Source organism: Streptomyces lushanensis, from assembly GCF_001700515.1.
GTDB lineage: Bacteria > Actinomycetota > Actinomycetes > Streptomycetales > Streptomycetaceae > Streptomyces > Streptomyces lushanensis.
In genome coordinates this window covers 38,868-56,086 of record NZ_MAUD01000081.1, presented here as the reverse complement: position 1 = coordinate 56,086, position 17,219 = coordinate 38,868, and the positions used below count along the sequence as shown (strand labels likewise).

The window sequence follows — 17,219 nt, the reverse complement described above, 5'->3', positions numbered from 1 at the left end:
TTGCGTGCGGATCTCCGGTCGGGCAAGAGTGCGGTTGACGCAGAGCTCAGGGCTCATGGCAGCGGGACGGGGGACAGACAGGTGTGCAGGATGGATGTGGCCGTCAAGGAGGCGGCGATCGCTCGATTTCTCCATGAGTATCCACAGGCAGCTGATGCCGGCCGTGGGCATCCTGCCCTCCATGGGTGTGAGGAGGTCCGCTGGTCAGAGTTTTCCGGGTGCCCTGCCGCGATCCCAATCCTGTTGTACGGCCTGCTCGATCAGGCTGCCGCGGCCGAGGCCCAGCGTGTGCTCACCAACACCATGTTCAGCATCGCCGAGATGAATCCGGCCATGCCGGAAGTCCTACCGTTCCTGCTTCGTCTCGCAGGCGACCCGCAGGTTCCTGAGCGGTCCGGACTACTGGACCGTCTGGTCACTGTCGCCGACTACTCCGAGCCGATCGATTCCGGCAACGAAGCCATGACGCTGTGGTTCGGCAACGACAACGATCACCCCGAGCGCGTGCAGTGCAGGGACGTGTTCGAGCAACACGCGAGTGTGGTGGCGATGCTGCCGGAAGGACTGATCACCCCGGACAGCCGGGCGAAGCTTCGGCAGGCCGCCGGACTTCTGTGAGATTCCCGCGTTCAGGCCACCCGCGCGACCGCAGAGACTGGGGCAGGAAAAGCCACGGCTTCGTCGAATCGGCGGCCGTGCTGGAGACAGTGGTAGAGCTGTCCGAGCAGGCGATTGAAGAGGTTGCGCTGGGCGGATGCGTGCCAGTCTCCGTGATCGTCGCGACGCCTGCGGTAGTGCATTTTGGCTCCAGGCGAGGCGTTAGGGGCGGAGAAGGCCCAGAGATAGCCGACGTGGTTCAGTCGGTCGTTTTCACCCACCGCCGGGTGACGCTCGATTTTTTGCCTGAGGCGCGGGTGATGGGTGAGGCGCCGGCGTATGCCTTCAGACCGCGGGCGTCTGCGAAGCGCTGGCGGTCGTCTCCGATCTCGGCGAGCACCCGGGCGCCGAGCTGGATGCCGAGGCCGGGAAAGCTGAGGATGATCTCAGCATCCGGGTGCTCAGGGAACGCTTCATCCCCCGCCTCTTCGAGGTCGTCGGCAGCCTTGGAGGCGGCTTCCAGCTGAAGCAGGAGGGCGAGCATCTGCCTGCCAAGGGCATCTTCAACCAGCTGAGGTTGGTGAGCCCAGCTCACGCATCTTCATACCGGCACGGTGATCACGCCGGATCGCCGCGTACAGCTCGACCTTCGACATCTGCGGCATGACCAGGGCCTTTCACCAGAAGCATCCCGATGCTGCCCTGGCAAGTACCCCGATGCTGTCAAAACTCGTGAACATCACCCGACCGTGGATCTGGGTGCCTCCCAAACCCGTGAACAACCGACGGCACTACTCGGGTTCTGGCACACATTCCGTGATCCGGCGCGGTGAGTGACGCGCTGTCGAAGGACGTGAACGGAGCACAGGTCAGGCCGCATCCTCCAAGAGCCCGAAACCCTCCGGGAACGCTCTCAGGAACTCGCGCCGAGCTGGATCGGTCTCTGCTTCGGCCATTGTCCCGAGCAGGTCGATCAACTCGCCCCGCTGGTCACTCGACAACTTGCTGACCAGGTGGGCTACGCCGTCCAGCACCTTGACGGCGTCGTCCGGATCCATCTGCTCGTCTTCACTGCCTTCGATGAACCACAAGACATCGACCAGAGCCTCGGTCAGGGCACGGGTCAAAGACGGGAACACTGGCATCAACACGGTCTCCCAGCAGATCAACGAAGAGCCCGGCCATCCCACCACACACCGCTGACATCACGGTCAGTCAGCCCATCACGGAATGTGTGCCAGAACCACTACTCGTGAATAAAGCCAACCACACCAGCGACGAGCCGTCGGGGGATGCTGCTGACGCTCCACAGCCTCTTCATAGGCATGATTCGGCGCCGATCGGGCCGCGCGCAGTCACTTCCCGATCTTGCTTGTCAATCAGTCGATCGATGAGCAAGACCCGGTTCAGCTCCGAGACGGTGCGCAAGGTGGAGCAGATCCGCCAGGTGTAGTACCCGTCCGTCGAATCCTGGGAGGGGGACGTGGAGCGGCCGGGTCCAGCGGGCGGGGATCGCGTCCAGCCCGTAATACGCCCCGGCGAGGCCTCCAGTCACCGCGGCGACGGTGTCCGTGTCACCACCAAGGTCGATGGCCGCGCGTATCGCATCTTCGAAGCTGGCGGTGGTGCGCAGGGCCCAGACGGCAGAGCCGAGGCAGGGCCAGACGGCACCGTTGAACTCGGTTGCCTGATCGGGGTGCCAGTCGGGCGCGAGAACTGTGCCGTAGCGCCCGCGGTGGTCGGGATGGACAAGAGCCAGGATGTCCGGGAGCGCGGTGAGGGGGTCGGTGTCTTCGAACGTGACGCGGAAGAGTTCGTGGAAGATCGCGGTGCCTTCCCAGGCCGCGCGGTCGCCGTGGGTGAGGGCGGCGATGCGGCGGGCCGCGTCCATGGTGGCCTCTTGGCCGGCGGGAGCGAAGTGCACTGCGGATGTCGATGCCCGCATCAAGGAGCCGTTTCCAGCAGCGTGCTGGTTGACCTGGAAATGGATCGCGGCGGCGAGGTCCCAGGTCATGCCACTGGTGAGGACGTCTTCGGTCTGCAAGCCGATGTCCTTGGGTTCTGATGCCGCCCATCGCTGGAAGCGGGCGAAGATGTCCGGCAGATCCAGTCCGCCCCGCTCCAGCAGGGACTCCGCTACCAGGACGGCCATCTGCGTGTCGTCGGTGGCCTCGCCCGGGTCCCAGCCGCCGCCTCCTCTCATCTCGACACCAGTACCAGGCACGGGAAACCGCGCAGAGAACGCTCCCGGGGGCCCGAACTCGAAGGGGCCGCCCAGGGCGTCACCCACCGCTGAGCCGATGACCGCGCCGGCGGCCCGCTGAATCCGCTTCATTCGCGCAGGCTATCTGTGCCGTTTCGGAGGCCGCGTGGCAATGTTCCCGCTCCGGCTCTCCGGCTCCCCGCCCGGCCGGCACGCCCTCGGGATCTCACCGAGGAGGCCGATCCGCCGGGAACTGATCGGGCAGCAGCACGACCAGGTGGTCAAGGACGTCAACCCACTCCGGCTCGACACAACGGAGCCGGGTACAAGCGCCTCGCCCTGGAGCCGCTCGCTGTCGTACGGCACCGCGCACCCCGGCGGGACATCCCGAACCCGGCGGACTCCGCCGTCCGATCGACGACGGAGGCACACGGAGACACACGGAGACACACGGAGATACGACGAAGAACTTTTCCGGGCGGTCTCAGTCGCGGTAGTGGTCGGCGATCGCTATGAAGGCGGCCTTGGGCTCCCAGGGCAGGTCGGAGTAGGTATCGCCGGAGCGGTCTTCGAGGACCTTCACGATGCCGAGGCTGGCGAGGTCAAGGTCGTCGCGGGGATCACCGTCGGGGCGGTGGGGCAGGTTGTACAGCGCGAAGAGGAACACGAAGGTGCTGTCGACCCCCTCGCTGTCGAAGATCTCGAGCAGCTCGCTCAGGTATGCCGCCTGGCCGGCCTCGTCGCGTTCGTATACCCCGTTCAACCGGATCGGCGCGCCGGTGACTTCGTCGTTTTGAAGGATTTCCATGCTGCGGGGTGCCATGTCACCTGCGCCGCGCCAGGTAGCGGTGCCGAAGCCGGTGATGGCGACCGGCTTGGGCTGTGCGACGAGGCTCCGTACCGCGGCTTGGAACCGGTCGGCCACTTCTGCGGACCGGATGAGTTCGAAAGTCGTGAAGTCGAACAGGTCCCAGTCAACGCCTTCGAACTGGATGGCGGCGTAGGTGACCTTGCCGTGGAAGCGCTCGCGGACGACAGCCACGGCCTCGCGGAGGAAGACGTTCAGTCGAGTGCCGACCGCGGCCAGCCTCTCGGGCCGACGGGCCGGGTCGCTCAGCAGCCGGCCGAGTCGCTCTTCGGTGCTGTCGCCTTCGAGGAACCCTCGGTTCATGACGCTCAGCTCGACGCCTGTGACGAATACGACCTCGGCTCCCTGCGTACGGAGCCGCTCGGCCCGCTCCGCGCAGTCGGCGAACAGGGTGAGGATCTCGTCGGTCTCCAGCTCCAACGGGTAGGGCGAGAACCAGATCTCCAGTCCGAGCTCGGCGGCGTAGCGGCCCGCGAGCTCCAGGCGATCCGGGTCGCCGCCGGTGATGTGGACGGCGTTGCAGTGGAGGTCGTCGCGGATGATGGTCAGCTCCTTCCGCACCAGCTCGGGGTCGAAACGCTCCCGGGAGCTGTCGCCGTCGCGGATGAAGCCGGTGTCGTAGCAGATGCCTTTGGCTCGCATGCCTCTGACCCTTCTGTCGGGGCCTTGAGACTAAGAGCAAATATTGCGTGCACGCAAGTTTGCGTACGCGCATTTAAGCGTGAGATGCTGCGGGGGTGACGACGAGGCGGACCGGACTGCGCGAGCAGAAGAAGCAAGCCACCCGAGTGGCATTGCGTGAGGCGGCGCTCCGGCTGGCTCTCAGGAATGGGCCCGACAATGTCCGCGTCGACGACATCGCGGAGGCCGCCGGGGTCTCGCCGAGGACCTACAACAACTACTTCTCCAGTCGCGAGCAAGCGATCGTCGCCGCCGTCACCGCCGAACGGGAATCACGGATCGCCGCGGCGGTGGCGGCCAGGCCCGCCCGCGTCCGCCTCGCCGACGCCGTGACCGAAGCGATCGTGGAGCAGTACACCGAACCACGTGATCACGACGAACTGCTGCTGATCACCGCCAGTCCCACGCTGCGTGACGCGTTCCTCGACGCCGCCGCAGCGATCGAACACCCCCTCGCCGCCGCGATCGACCAGCGCCTCGGCGACACCGGCGCGCCCGCGACCGCCACCCGCGTGCTCGCGGCGAGCGTGACCGCCGGGGTACGGGTCGCGCTCCAGCAGTGGCTCCAGCCTTCGGCAGCATCCCTCACGACCGGTGGGCTTGTCGTGCCGGCCGGCTCGCTACCCGACCTGCTCCGCTCCGCGCTCGCCGCACTGGCGCCCGCGCTTGATGCCGCCGAAGAACAGGCGCAACAGTCGTCGCGCCATTGAGTCCGCTCCGCCGGCAACTTCCGCGCCGCAGCGGTGCCGGCGAACGAACGGTGGCTGGGTTCCACAGGTGGTCGCCTGTGGAACACACGGTCCTCCGGAGGCCCACCTGCGCTGCTCCCCGCGGCTGACCGCGAACTGCGTTCACTCCTCGCGGTCAGGAACAGTGCCCCCCTGCCTGTCACCGCGACACACCAGAACCCATATCAACCAAACCCAGCTCCGTTAGTGCTCCAGGATTCTCTTCAGGGTGCGGAGGTTGTCCCGCATCCCGTGCTTGAAGATTCCCTCGGCCAGTGGCCCGAGATACCCGGCCGGGCCCGGGAGCCCGGCCGCGCTGATCGTGCCCTCGAAGATGAGTCGCGTCGCATCCTGGAGGGGCCGGACGCGATAGCGGTAGACGAACGGGGTCGGCCCGCTCAGCGACGTGAAGGTGACCTCGTCGCCGTCCGAATAGCCGGTGATCGCCACCTCGTTGAGGACGGCTCCGCCGGGCAGGTCCCGGTGCACCTCGTATCTCGTTCCGAGACCGCCCGTGCCCTCGAAGCGCCGAACACGCTGTACCGCGGAGTACCACCTCGGCATGGTCGTGAAGTCGGCGATGAACGCGAACACCCCGGCCGGCGGGGCGGTGACGTCGAGGCTCAGTTCGAAGGTCATGGTGTTTTCCTTTCCTCGGCGGCGAGACGGTTCGCCAGGGCGAGTCCGGCCGGTGATCGCTGAGTGAACGCGTGGAGGAACGTGATCAAAGCGTCGATGTCCGTACCCTCAGTGGCACGGTCGAGCAGGTCGTAGAGCTGGTTCTCGATCTCGGCGACGCGGTCCGCCTTGTCGCGGCCCTGCGGCGTGAGCGTGAGCCTCACCTGTCGCCGGTCGTGCTCGTCAGGAGTTCTCTGGACGAGGCCCGCGGCGACGAGTCGGTCCACGATCCGGCTTGGGCTCGTGCCCGTGTCGCACACGATCATGTCGCCGAGTTCCCTGAGGGCCAGCGGGCCGTGGTCGGCGATGATGCGCAATGCCTCTGACTGCGCGGGCGTTACGCCGATCTCGGACAGCGTCGCGGTCAGTTGACGGTTGCCTTCTCGTTGCGCCGCGAGGATGAGGTAGCGAAGCTGCTCAACTGTTCTCATCCCAGTTCGCTCCCGTGCCGCTGCAACGCCGTCGTAAGGAGCGAGGCGGCCTCCGGGTCGTGGGCGGCCAGGACGGGCATGCCCGGGTGCAGTGCGGCCAGTTGGTTGACCTGCCGGGTCGTGTCGTGCAGTCGCGCCGTGTCGCCGACTCCGGGGACGCGATCGGCCGCCAACAGCCGTACGTCGTAGGTGAGGTCGCCGACGAACATCATCGGCGGCAGTCCCTCACTGCGCAGCAGCAGCGAGATCGAGCCCGGCGTGTGCCCAGGAGTCGGCAGCAGCAGCAATGACCCGTCCCCCATGACATCGTGGGCGTGGGTGAACGGGCCGAGCGCGGGGTCCTCGACGGGCTGCGGTGTGACAGTCGTCCAGTTCACGCCCGGAACGTGAATGTGCTCACGCAGGAGACCGGCGAACACCGCGAACCTCTTGTCGACCTCGGCGAGTTCCGCCGCGCTGACCAACACCTGCGCCGACCTCGGCAGTTCCCGCAAGCCGCCGATGTGGTCCTGATGCAGGTGGGAGACGATCGCCACGCGCACGTCCGCGATGTCGTAACCCTGATCGCGAAGGCGGCCGGTCAAGGTGGCATCCGAGGGAATGTCGAACTTGGCGAGCCGCCGGTAGACGTGTCCGGCCGGACCGCCGGGGAAGTACCCGGGATCGGTGACCGAGCGGCGGTCCTGGCCGGTGTCGAACAGCACCAGCCCCTTGTCGTGTTCGATCACGTACACGTTGATCGGACGCGGAGCGGTCCACCGGCGAGATGTGTTGACCCACCACAGCAGAGGGGTGCCGTTGGTCTCGACATGCTCCGGACGGATCTGGACGGTGCCGGTGCTGACGGCCGAGACCCGTTTGACCAGGTTCACGATGCGCTCCTCGAAGATTTAGGTGTCACGACATGCATGTCGTGACACCTATTAGAAGTTGACGGGGCACCTCTGTCAAGCGCCAATGGGGCCCAAGTGACAAGAAGACGGTGGCCGTGGTTGCTCAGGCCAGTTCTGCCGAGACCATCGATATGACACGTATCACTCTCTGAGTGCATCGGGCCGGACATGCGTGATCATGATGAGAATGGACGCCCGTTTCCTTGGTATCACTGAGCTGGCCGAAGCCCCGTCCGTGGCGGTCGTGGTCGACGTCATGCGCGCCTTCACCGTGGCTGCCTGGGCCTTTGCCCAAGGAGCGGAAAAGATCGTTCTCGCCGAGTCGCTGGACGAAGCCCTGGCGCTCAAGGTCCGCCACCCGGATTGGACGGCGCTCAAGGACGGACCGCCCGCGCCCGGGTTCGACATGGTCAACTCACCAGGCTTGCTGCGGTCTGTTGACCTTGGCGGACGAACCGTTGTGCAGAAGACGACGGCAGGGACGGTCGGCGCGCTTTCGGTCAAGGAGGCGTCGCTGGTGCTGTGCGCCGGCTTCGTGGTGGCGGAGGCAACGGCCCGGGTCTTGCGGACGCGGAAGAGCGGCAGTGTCACGTTCGTGGTCACTGGCGACGATGGACAGGCCGATGAAGATCTGGCGTGCGCCCAATACATCGCCCGGAGGGCCACCGAGCCTGGGACGGACGCTGCTGGGTTCCTGCGCCGCGCTGCCGAGTCGCGTGCCGCCGCCGAACTCGCGGAGGGGGTACGTCAAGGAGTCCATCCCGATGACGTCGCACTCTGTCTTGAGCTCGACCGGTTTCCCTTTGCCATGGTGGCGGCCTTGGAAGGCCCACTCATGGTCCTGCGTTCGTGTGTTGTGCCTTCGCCGACCGACGACGCCCCGATCTGATCGCCGGTCACCGCCATTTGCCGTCGGTGGCGCCCAAGCGAACCGTCCGTGTCCTCGGTCCAGGACAGTCGTTTTCCTGGTCATGGAAAAGATGATCACCACCGCGGTTCTCGTGCTTGCCGCTCTGGGTACGGCCGCACCCGCCCACGCCGACAACGACTCGAACTTCGGCAGCGGCGTCAACGCCGCCAACAACTGGAACTTCACGGCCGCCGACGTGTGCGTTCAGGAACTCGCCGTGGTGCCCGCGCTCAGCGACTGGACCGGGAACCACAAGAACAACTGCTCCAACGGCAACGTCATCGACCACTCGGGCAATTAGCAGCCGTGTGGGTCGCGTAGTGGCGGCTCACATCACCTCCGGCCCGGACGCGTTGTCCGGGCCCTCCGGGTCTTCCCGCAGGACGCTCCCGGAGAGGGCGCCGGCGGCCAACCGGTCGCACCGCCAGTCGGTCCCCATCCACGTCCCGGGCGGCAGTGCCCACATGACCGGCGTCCGGGTCGGCTCGAAAGCGGGAGTCCCTCCGGTCCCGGCCTCGAACTCGGCCATCTGCTCGGGCACATCGGCGAGGGCCGCGCGGCCCCCCCACCTCACTGCGAGTACTACGGCGACTCGGCCGGGACCGGCACCCCAACCGTCGCTCGCGGCACACACCTACCCGCATGGCTTCTCACCTGCGGCGAAGGTCACTTCGGACGCGGGCAGCACCCGGATGCTCCGCCCCGGGAAGCCGATGTGCCGGAAGATCTCGTTGTGGTGCGCGATCGACTGCCCCGGCGAGGCGTACTCGCCACTGTCGGGCCGGACGGACGTGGTGTGCCCGTCGGCGACCAGCACCAGGTCGTACCGGTGGCTCAGCGCCTGCCGCGCGGTGGTGTCCACGCAGATCTCGGTCGCGAATCCGGTGACGACCACCTCGGTGATTCCCAGCGTCTTCAGGACCTTGTCGAGATCGGTGTCCAGGAAGCTGTCCGGGGTGGTCTTGTGGACGACAACTTCGTCGGCGGCGGGCGCGAGTTCGGGCACGATGCGCCAGCCCTCGGTCCCGGCTTCCATCCCGGCCCCCTGGTCCTGGACCGTAACTACCGGTACGCCGGCGGCTTTCGCGCGTTCGCGCAATCCGGCGATCACGGCGACGGTCTCGGCGGCCCGGTAGGCGATGGCCACCGGATTGTTCTGCATGTCGATGACGAGGAGCGCGGAAGCGTGTGACATGGGCTCACAGTAGCGGCCCTCTTTGGGCAGCGACGCGACGCTGTCGACCGCCCCGCACAGGTCTTGGCCGCCGTGGCACCCGTGCCTTTGGTAAGCCGGACCGGTTCCGACCGGCGGGCTTCGGTGTGGCCAGTGGACGGGCGCCGGCTCCTTCCGCTGGTTCGAGCACGTTCTCAAGCCCGCCGGCTCGATGTTCCTGCCGTTCGGCGACAAGTACGGCGGCGCCTCTTCGTGGGACCGACGTCATGAGACAACACCCCGAGACCGCTCCTCTATTGACGGCCGCTCACCGTGTGACGATTATCTGAGAGCGCTCTCAGTCGTGGACATGATCGAGAGGAACCTGATGTTCCCTGCACGATGGCTCGCCGGCGCCGTCCCCTTCGGACTCGTCGGTGCGCTCGTCTTCGGGCACGTGACCACCGCCGGCCCCGCCGAAGCCGTCACCATGGTGAGGGACACGGCGGTGAGGGAGACGGCGGTGAGGGACACGGCGGTGAGAGACACGGCGGTGACGGCGGATCAGCCGTCCACGCTCGGCCGCCCCCTCGTCGGCGGCGCCGACCCGAGCGTCATCAAGGTCGGCGACCTCTATGTCTCCGCCAAGTCCGTGGACGGCGGCATCGCGGTGCGGTCGGCGTCCACCCTGGAGGGCGTCGCCACCGCGCCCAAGCACCAGGTGTGGCAGGACACCGGCAACCTCGGCGAGGTCTGGGCCCCGGAGATCGTGCACCACGACGGTCAGTACCGCATCTACTTCGCGGCCGGCCGTGGTGCGGCCCACCGGACGTACCACATCAGCTCGGCCAGCCCCGACACCGGCTATTCCGCCGCCGTCAAGGTCGCCCTGCCCGATGACAAGTGGGCGATCGACGGAGTGCCGTTCACCTTCGGCGGCCAGCGCTGGTTCGTGTGGTCCGGCTGGTCCGGCGACACCAATGTCGAGCAGAACCTGTACATCGCCCGGATGAGCAGCCCCACCACGACCACTGGCGGACGTTACGTCATATCGCAGCCGCGCGAGCCGTGGGAACGGGTCGTCGGCAACCCCTACATCAACGAGGCACCCCAGCCGATCGTCGACCCCAGCGGGCAGTTGCACATCGTGTACTCCGCGAACGGCAGCTGGAGCAGCCAGTACTGCATCGCCGACCTGCGGCTGCGGTCCGGCGGCGATCCCACGTACGTGTGGGACTGGTACAAGAGCAACGGGTGCCTGTTCGGCTCGCACGCCCCGACCATGATGCCGGGCTGGGACCCCACACTGAATGTCGACGGTCCCGGCCATCACACGTTCGTCCTGCCACGAGGCGACGCCGCCGCCGGCCCGCCGTCCGGCAACCGGTTCCCGACCATGTTCCACGCGGTCGCCAAGGGCACACCGTATTCGTGGTCCAATCGCTACTGGTACACCGGCACGGCCGTGTGGTGGGGCAACACCACTTACCGCCGGGCGAACGTCCCCGGCGCCACCACCAGCGTCGGGTTCAGCCTCAAGTTCTTCGAGTGACAGACGCCCCGGAACTTGTCAGGGTTGTCCTCCGGGTGGCGTCTGAGAGGTTGCCTCTCGAACCCCGGGTCTTTCCCCGACGTGATGCGGCCCGGCCAGGGGCCGGGCGGTGTCGGTCCGACGGGCCTGACGTCATGTCAGGCACCGCAGTAGCGCAGGCAATGCAGGCGCCGGCAAAGAAGGTCCGGACCCCGTTGCGACCGCTCGGGCAACGGGGCCGCGTCAGGTACCGCGGGAAGTCGGGCGAGCCCGTCAGTGAAGCCGGCGGGTGTTGAGCCGGGCTGCCTGGCGCGTCAGGTGGTCGCGCTCGGCGAGGTTGGGTGCCTTTCGGGCCGCCTCGGCATAGAGGCGTGCCGCCGTCGCCAGGTCCCCGTCGCGTTCGTGGAGATAGGCCGCCACCGCGGTGTGGCGGGGCAGCGAGGTGTCCAGCGCCGCGAGCGCGGCCAGGCCTGCGCGCGGTCCGTCGGCCTCGCCGACCGCGACCGCGCGGTTGAGCCGGACGACCGGGCTGCCGGTCAGACGGGCGAGCTCGTCGTACCACTCGACGATCTGCACCCAGTCGGTCTCCCCTGCGGTGGGCGCGTCGGCGTGGAGCGCCGCGATGGCTGCCTGGGCCTGGTACTCGCCCAGCCGGTCGCGCGCGAGGGCCGCCTGCAGGATCGCCACGCCCTCGGCGATCAACCGGGTGTCCCACCGGCGGCGGTCCTGCTCGGCGAGCGGCACCAGACTGCCGTCGGGCGCGGTCCGGGCGGCGCGGCGCGCGTGGTGGAGCAGCATGAGAGCGAGCAGTCCCGCCGCCTCGGGGTGGTCGACCCGGGCCGCGAGCTGCCGGGTGAGCCGGATGGCCTCGGCGGCGAGGTCGACGTCGCCGGAGTAGCCCTCGTTGAAGACCAGGTAGAGGACGCGCAGCACGGTGGCGACATCGCCCGGCCGGTCGAACCGCACGCCGGAGACGGTGCGCTTGGCCCGGCTGATGCGCTGCGCCATGGTCGCCTCGGGTACGAGGTAGGCCCGGGCGATCTGGCGGGTGGTGAGGCCGCCGACGGCGCGCAGGGTGAGCGCGACCGCGGACGCGGGCGTCAGCGACGGGTGGGCGCACAGGAAGTAGAGCTGGAGCGTGTCGTCCACCGCGGGCGCGGGCCCGGGCGCCGGCTCCTCGTCGACCAGGTCCTCGCGCCGGCGGCGGGCGGTGTCGGCCCGGGTGGCGTCGAGGAACCTGCGCCAGGCCACGGTGACCAGCCAGCCCTTCGGGTCCCGCGGCTGATCGGCCGGCCAGACACGGACCGCCTCGACCAGCGCGTCCTGCACGGCGTCCTCGGCCGCCGCGAAGTCGGCTCCGCGGCGGACGAGGACGGTGAGCACGCTCGGCGTGAGGCTTCTCAGCAGGGCCCCGTCCATCGATGAGGTCACTCCGGTCACTCCGTGGTCACTTCGAGGTCACTCCGTGATGGTGGGCGACGCGGTCAGGAACGGACGTACCTCGAGCCACTCGTGGATCGGCTTCCCGCCCGCCCCGGGCTCGGCCGACAGTTCCCCGGCCAGCTCGATGGCGCGCTCGTAGCTGTCGACGTCGATCACCATCCAGCCGGCGATGAGATCCTTGGTCTCGGCGAACGGCCCGTCGGTCACCGGCGGGCGCCCCTCACCGTCGTAGCGGACCCATGTCCCCTCGGGGGCGAGTGCCTGGCTGTCGACGAACTCGCCGGTCTTCTCCAGCCGGGCCGCGAAGTCGTTCATGTACTGCACGTGCGCGGAGATCTCCTCCGGCGTCCACTGGTCCATGGGTACGTCGTTGACCGAGGCCGGGGCGCCGCGGTAGTGCTTGAGCAGCAAGTACTTGGCCATCGTGTTTCTCCTTGGTGCTGATGCGGCCCCTTGTGGCCGCGTTCACTGCGGGGACGGAGCCGGCCACGGGTTCTCGACATCGGCGTCCGAATTCTTTGGATCTCGCCGTAGGAGTGAGAACTGCCGGCTCCGCCGGACCCGCCGCACCCCGCACGCCCGTGTCCAGTTTCTCATCGACCGGCAACGTACACGCCTGGACAAGTCGCTCCCGCCCGGCGACCCGGACAACGACGCCGAGACGGGCGCATGCGCCCGCGGTGCGACCCGAGGCCGCGCATACATCCTGGCCGCCCGTGCCACCGGCCACAGCTCCCTGAGGGCTGTCCGGCGGCGAACTTTTCTCCCCACCCGGGAGACACGGGCGTCAGAGAGGTTCACCGCCCCACCGCTCGACCGTGACTGCGTGTTCCCTGGCACGTCACCCCATGCGCTTCCACTTGTCACTCGGACTGTCACTCGAAGCCCGCGCATGCGCAGTGAAGCCGGAAGGGTGCTCGATGTCATGCCCCTGAAGAAACTGAATCGCGTCTTCGTGAACGCCGCCATGGCGTTGTGCGTACTCGCCGCCGCGATGGTGTGGACGCTGGTGTCCTCCACGCCGGCGAGTGCGGAGGACGACTGGAGAAACCTCAACAACCTCAACTCGGGCAGATGCCTGGCCGTGCCCAAGTCCAGCACGACGGGCGGCACCGGCCTGATCCAGTGGACGTGCAGCGAAAGCGCGGACCAGGACTGGACGCTCGTCAAGATGCCGGGCGAAGAGCGCTACCAGGTCGTCAACCGCTTCAGCCTGATGTGCCTCGCCATGCCCAACGCCAGCGTGGCCAACGGCACCCAGGCCATTCAGTGGCCGTGCAGCAACAGCGACGAACAGATCTGGATCTACGACAGCTGGAACCGGCTGCGGAACGTGCACAGTGACAGATGCCTGGCCATGCCCGACTCCAGCACCGCCAATGGCGCCGAGGTCGTCCAGTGGACCTGCTCGGACAGCTTCGACCAGCGCTGGACCTGGTACGACCACGAGGCCGTCTCCGCCCGCCTCTACAACATGGCCACCGGCCTGTGCCTGGCCGACGCCAACTCCGACACGGCCAACAACGCCGTGATGATCCAGTGGGCGTGCAGCAACAGCGACAGCAACTACTGGACGCTCCAAGCCGTGGACGGCGGCTACCGGGTGATCAACAAGGCGAGCGGCAAGTGCCTCACCCCCCTGAACAGCAGCACGGCCCTGGGCGCGAAGGCCGCACAGGCGCCCTGCGGCTTCGGCAACGACCAGGTCTGGATCCACGACAGCTGGGACCGGCTGCGGAACGTACGGAGCGACTACTGCCTCGCCATCCCCAGCAGCAACCCGACCGCCGGCACGGAGGCCATTCAGTGGACCTGCACGGACAACGTGAACGAGCAGTGGCTGTGGTGACGCGCCGACGGGCACGGCCCGTTCCACTGACCGTGGTGGTGCTGGCCGTACTGGCCGGCCTGCTCCTGCCCGGCTCGGCCTCCGGGGCCGCCTCAGCGTCAGCCTCTGCCTGCGCCAAGAGCATCTGCGAGGAGAACGAGCAGACCGTCTACACGAACCACGCGAGCAAGGGCGACGGTACGCGTACCCCCGACATCATCAGCACGAGCGAGAACAACGCGGTCGTGGTCTGGCGGGAAGGTCTCAGGCCCGGCAACCGGGACATGGGCTACATGCGGTACTCGTACACGAGCGACGGCGGAATCACCTGGAGCCGCCCCAAGACGCTGGCCCAGGAGACCGACCAGTGGGCCTGGCACTACGTCATTCTCTACAAGGCCGGTGGCACGCTGTACGCCTATCTCGGCCGCACCCCGATCATGGACTCGACCGATCCCGAGTCCGACGGTGACGGGATCAACAACAACGGTCTTCCGATCAACGGCACCATCCTCAAGCGCAGCACCGACCAGGGCCACACCTGGCAGGAGATCCCCCTCACCGTGCCGGACAAGAGAAACCTCGTCTTCTCCGGCCGTCCGCTCAAGCGGCAGGACGGGAAGTACGTCATGCCGTACTGGTCGTCGGGGCGGGAGAACGGGACGCTGATCTCCGAGGACCTGCAGAACTGGCGGCTCGGCGGCCACATCGACGGGAGGCCGCTCACGGCGGGAGAGAACCAGATCGGCTTCTTCCAAGGGCCGTCGGACGCCGAGCGTCCGAAGGACCTGCTGTACATGGTGGCCCGCGATGCTCCGGCCGGCGCCGCGACGTCCGTGAGCAGCGACGGCGGCGAGTCCTGGACCGATTTCATAGCGGACACCGACCTGCCGAGCAACAACATCGCCAGGAACTACTTCACCAGCGACAGCAGCGGCCAATACCTCTACATCTACAACACCGGTACCACCCGTGACATCCTCAACTACAAGACCAAACGCCGCCTCGGGACCTGGAGCACCGGCAAAGCCTTCGCCAACGGCAAGAGCGACACGGATCAGCCCGACGACGACGGCGAAGGCTGGGACAACTACCCCATGGCCGACGAGTACGCCCCGGGCAAGTTCTGGGCCGTCTGGGAGTACGACACCACTCGCATCAAGGTGAACAAGCTCGACATCTCCGACACACCCTGACACCCGCCTGTCGGAACGGCCCCTTTTCCCGTCGGCGCACCGGCGGGGAAAGGGGCCGTTCCCGCAGGGTGTGAGGACTTCGGGCGGTCTTGTCCGTGGCAGGCATACGGCCGAGCAATGTCCGCGGCCTGCTCCGCTTCGACAGCGGCCTGCTGCATGCCCTCGATGCCGCGCATCCGGAGCTCCAGCGTGCAGTGGCACTGCCGGCCAAGGATCCGCTCAGGCACCCTCGACGGCGCAGGGAGGAGTCTTCGCTCTCTGCGGCCGGGGCGCACTCTTTCGAGGGGCACGTCACGTGCTTCGCACGCTGGGTCATGTTCTTCGGAGCGAGATCCGCTACGGCCACCTGAAGTCGCCCCCCCCCGCCCAGGTGCTGGGCTGAGCCGTGTCCGGCTGGAGACCGCCGAGCTGCTGTTCGCCGAGGCCGGCTGACCGCCTGAGGCGCGACTCACGGTCGGCCTCAGGACAGCCCCGGTAAGCAAAACAGCTGTCCGGGACTGCCCCGAGGACCGCTCACTCTCGCCAGAACAGGTGGTGCGTCACCCCGCTCGGGCCAGGTCCGCGCGCGTCATTGTGCCGGCGCCGGGGTCAATGCGCGGACCGGAGCCTCCGGTTGTGGACGGTCATCCCGGTCAGCTCCGGGTCAGGGAGGGAGCCGATGTCAGGGCCGTCCGGAAGCTCAGTGCCGCGGCGAGCGGGGACACCGGCCGGGAGCACCGCCGTCGTAATCCGTCCGCCCGCTGTTTTCGGGAACACCATTCCCTGGGAATTCGTGCCTCCGTCATATGCGCCACGGGCGGACCTTCGGCGTGGACGAATACCGACACCCTTGCCGGGGTGCGGCCTCTACCATGGGGGCCGAAGCCGCGCGGCCGGTCAGCGCATGGCCGGGAGGGGAGGGACCGTGGCAGCGGAACGCAGTCTCAGCAGGTTTTCCGGGTGGTCGGAGCTCCAGCCGTTGTGCACCAGCGGAATGCTGGAGGACCGGCGCCCGTTCTTTTCCGGGACGAATGTGCAGAGCCGGATGTCCGAGGTACGGCGGGCGATCAACGACATCCGCATCCACTGGGACCGCTATCCCGATTTCATGGCGGAACTGCGCGCCTATATGGAGCGGGTCAATCCGGATTCCGGGGAAGCGGCCGATCCCGAACTGGACGGCCAGTTGGCGGAACTTTTCGCCAGTACCAAGGACTGGGCCGACCGCCGGGCGGACGGCGGTCCGCAGCCGGAGGACTACAGCGCGGTCCGTCTCTACACTTCGGACGCCGGATACCAGCGTATCTTCAGCACCATCAACACTGCTTTCCGCACCGTGTCGTTGACCGGCGATCCCGTCGCCCTGCGCAGCGCCGCGTTCCTCGTGGAGCTTTTGAGCATCGACCTGTTCAACTACCGCCACACGCACCGCGCGGCCGACAATTTCCAGGGCACCGTCTACCGGGGCATGGCGGTCACCGCCGAGGAGCTGGCGGCCTTCACCCGGGCCGCCGCGGGTCCGGTCGAGCAGCGCTATCTCTCGGTGCCTCTGGCCATGATGTCGGCCAGCCGCAGCCGGGAGAAGGCGACGGCCTTCGCCTGGGAGACCGCCAGGCGCTTTCCCGACCGCCGCCCGCTGCTCTGGAGCATCGATGTCGCCGGGCTGCCGCCGGAACTCCTGGGTGCTTACCGCTCCGCCTTCCCGGCGAGCACGGTCACGTCGATGTGCGCCGTGCCCGTGGACGGACTGTCGGAGTACGCGTACGAGAAGGAGGTGCTGCTGCGCGGCCCCTTCTTCCAGATCCTCGGCATGACGGAGGACAGCGCCGCGGGCCCGGGTCGCGGGCCGATGCACACCATCGAGGCTGTCATGCTCAACAGCAATCGCGACCACGTCACCACGATCGCCTCGGACGAGGGGGAGGACCGCCGGGCCAGGGACCTCTTCCGCACGGTCGTGACCCTGCACCGCGCGGGGCTCTGCCTGGAGTACGCGCGCACCCGCGGATTCGACGTGGACGCCGGCGTCTACCGTGCACAGCTCGACAGGAACAGGGCCGAATTCGACCGGCTCGCGGCGGCCGTGTAACACCGGCCCCC

General features: G+C 67.7%; 18 protein-coding genes and 1 pseudogene. 8 read left to right on the top strand and 11 right to left on the bottom strand.

Annotated elements, in window-relative coordinates; translation table 11 throughout:
* Positions 1–90 precede the first annotated feature (90 nt).
* Positions 91–618, top strand: coding sequence for a hypothetical protein (locus BFF77_RS07440; RefSeq protein WP_141698385.1), 528 nt, complete (start codon positions 91–93; stop codon positions 616–618).
* An 11-nt stretch (positions 619–629) separates the two neighbouring features.
* On the opposite strand, the pseudogene BFF77_RS07435 reads toward BFF77_RS07440, so the two are convergent.
* The 4 genes and pseudogenes from BFF77_RS07435 to BFF77_RS07420 form a co-directional block, all read right to left on the bottom strand.
* Positions 630–1,186, bottom strand: a pseudogene (locus tag BFF77_RS07435) (IS110 family transposase); the annotation flags it as partial.
* Between the two features lie 280 nt (positions 1,187–1,466).
* Positions 1,467–1,742, bottom strand: a complete 276-nt coding sequence (locus BFF77_RS07430; protein ID WP_066945249.1) for a hypothetical protein — start codon at positions 1,740–1,742, stop codon at positions 1,467–1,469.
* A 230-nt stretch (positions 1,743–1,972) separates the two neighbouring features.
* Positions 1,973–2,932 (bottom strand): ADP-ribosylglycohydrolase family protein, encoded by a 960-nt coding sequence (locus BFF77_RS07425; RefSeq protein ID WP_066945198.1) that lies wholly within the window; start codon positions 2,930–2,932, stop codon positions 1,973–1,975.
* Between the two features lie 352 nt (positions 2,933–3,284).
* On the bottom strand, positions 3,285–4,310 hold the full coding sequence (locus BFF77_RS07420) for a glycoside hydrolase family 113 protein (RefSeq protein ID WP_066945195.1): 1,026 nt from the start codon (positions 4,308–4,310) through the stop codon (positions 3,285–3,287).
* Between the two features lie 95 nt (positions 4,311–4,405).
* Here BFF77_RS07420 and BFF77_RS07415 point away from each other — a divergent pair, with 95 nt between their 5' ends.
* Positions 4,406–5,059, top strand: a complete 654-nt coding sequence (locus BFF77_RS07415; protein WP_066945192.1) for a TetR/AcrR family transcriptional regulator — start codon at positions 4,406–4,408, stop codon at positions 5,057–5,059.
* Positions 5,060–5,281: 222 nt separating this feature from the next.
* Here the strand turns inward: BFF77_RS07415 and BFF77_RS07410 are convergent, their stop codons facing one another.
* From BFF77_RS07410 to BFF77_RS07400, 3 genes are read right to left on the bottom strand one after another with little or no spacing between them, the layout of a single operon-like run.
* Entirely contained in the window at positions 5,282–5,716 is a 435-nt protein-coding gene (locus BFF77_RS07410) for an SRPBCC family protein (RefSeq protein ID WP_066945189.1), read from the bottom strand.
* Complete coding sequence (locus BFF77_RS07405; protein WP_066945186.1) at positions 5,713–6,186, bottom strand: MarR family winged helix-turn-helix transcriptional regulator; 474 nt, start codon at positions 6,184–6,186, stop codon at positions 5,713–5,715. The genes BFF77_RS07410 and BFF77_RS07405 overlap by 4 nt, the downstream gene beginning before the upstream one ends.
* The gene (locus BFF77_RS07400) at positions 6,183–7,058 is read right to left on the bottom strand and encodes an MBL fold metallo-hydrolase (RefSeq protein ID WP_066945183.1); all 876 of its coding nucleotides are present in this window, start codon (positions 7,056–7,058) and stop codon (positions 6,183–6,185) included. Before BFF77_RS07400 ends, BFF77_RS07405 begins: the two co-directional genes overlap by 4 nt.
* Before the next feature lie 208 nt (positions 7,059–7,266).
* Here BFF77_RS07400 and BFF77_RS07395 point away from each other — a divergent pair, with 208 nt between their 5' ends.
* Together BFF77_RS07395 and BFF77_RS07390 are read left to right on the top strand one after the other, a co-directional pair.
* Entirely contained in the window at positions 7,267–7,968 is a 702-nt protein-coding gene (locus tag BFF77_RS07395; protein ID WP_342671206.1) for a 2-phosphosulfolactate phosphatase, read from the top strand.
* Between the two features lie 82 nt (positions 7,969–8,050).
* A complete protein-coding gene (locus tag BFF77_RS07390; RefSeq protein WP_066945180.1) occupies positions 8,051–8,290 on the top strand; it encodes a hypothetical protein in 240 nt (79 codons plus the stop codon).
* A gap of 27 nt (positions 8,291–8,317) precedes the next feature.
* Here BFF77_RS07390 and BFF77_RS07385 read toward each other — a convergent pair whose 3' ends face one another.
* Positions 8,318–8,563, bottom strand: coding sequence for a hypothetical protein (locus BFF77_RS07385; RefSeq protein ID WP_066945176.1), 246 nt, complete (start codon positions 8,561–8,563; stop codon positions 8,318–8,320).
* A 60-nt stretch (positions 8,564–8,623) separates the two neighbouring features.
* Positions 8,624–9,184 (bottom strand): cysteine hydrolase family protein, encoded by a 561-nt coding sequence (locus BFF77_RS07380; RefSeq protein WP_066945173.1) that lies wholly within the window; start codon positions 9,182–9,184, stop codon positions 8,624–8,626.
* Positions 9,185–9,512: 328 nt separating this feature from the next.
* Here BFF77_RS07380 and BFF77_RS07375 point away from each other — a divergent pair, with 328 nt between their 5' ends.
* Positions 9,513–10,694, top strand: coding sequence for a glycoside hydrolase family 43 protein (locus tag BFF77_RS07375; RefSeq protein ID WP_245703301.1), 1,182 nt, complete (start codon positions 9,513–9,515; stop codon positions 10,692–10,694).
* Between the two features lie 252 nt (positions 10,695–10,946).
* Here the strand turns inward: BFF77_RS07375 and BFF77_RS07370 are convergent, their stop codons facing one another.
* On the bottom strand, positions 10,947–12,092 hold the full coding sequence (locus BFF77_RS07370) for an RNA polymerase sigma factor (protein ID WP_066945171.1): 1,146 nt from the start codon (positions 12,090–12,092) through the stop codon (positions 10,947–10,949).
* Between the two features lie 39 nt (positions 12,093–12,131).
* Positions 12,132–12,539, bottom strand: coding sequence for a YciI family protein (locus tag BFF77_RS07365; protein WP_066945167.1), 408 nt, complete (start codon positions 12,537–12,539; stop codon positions 12,132–12,134).
* A 502-nt stretch (positions 12,540–13,041) separates the two neighbouring features.
* Here BFF77_RS07365 and BFF77_RS07360 point away from each other — a divergent pair.
* The 3 genes from BFF77_RS07360 (at position 13,042) to BFF77_RS07350 (ending at position 17,208) form a co-directional block, all read left to right on the top strand.
* Positions 13,042–13,965 (top strand): RICIN domain-containing protein, encoded by a 924-nt coding sequence (locus tag BFF77_RS07360; protein ID WP_079124917.1) that lies wholly within the window; start codon positions 13,042–13,044, stop codon positions 13,963–13,965.
* Entirely contained in the window at positions 13,962–15,140 is a 1,179-nt protein-coding gene (locus tag BFF77_RS37710; RefSeq protein WP_169922625.1) for a sialidase family protein, read from the top strand. The genes BFF77_RS07360 and BFF77_RS37710 overlap by 4 nt, the downstream gene beginning before the upstream one ends.
* A gap of 904 nt (positions 15,141–16,044) precedes the next feature.
* Positions 16,045–17,208 carry a hypothetical protein gene (locus BFF77_RS07350; RefSeq protein WP_169922624.1) on the top strand — a complete coding sequence of 388 codons (1,164 nt, stop codon included), beginning with the start codon at positions 16,045–16,047 and terminating at the stop codon, positions 17,206–17,208.
* Positions 17,209–17,219 lie beyond the last annotated feature (11 nt).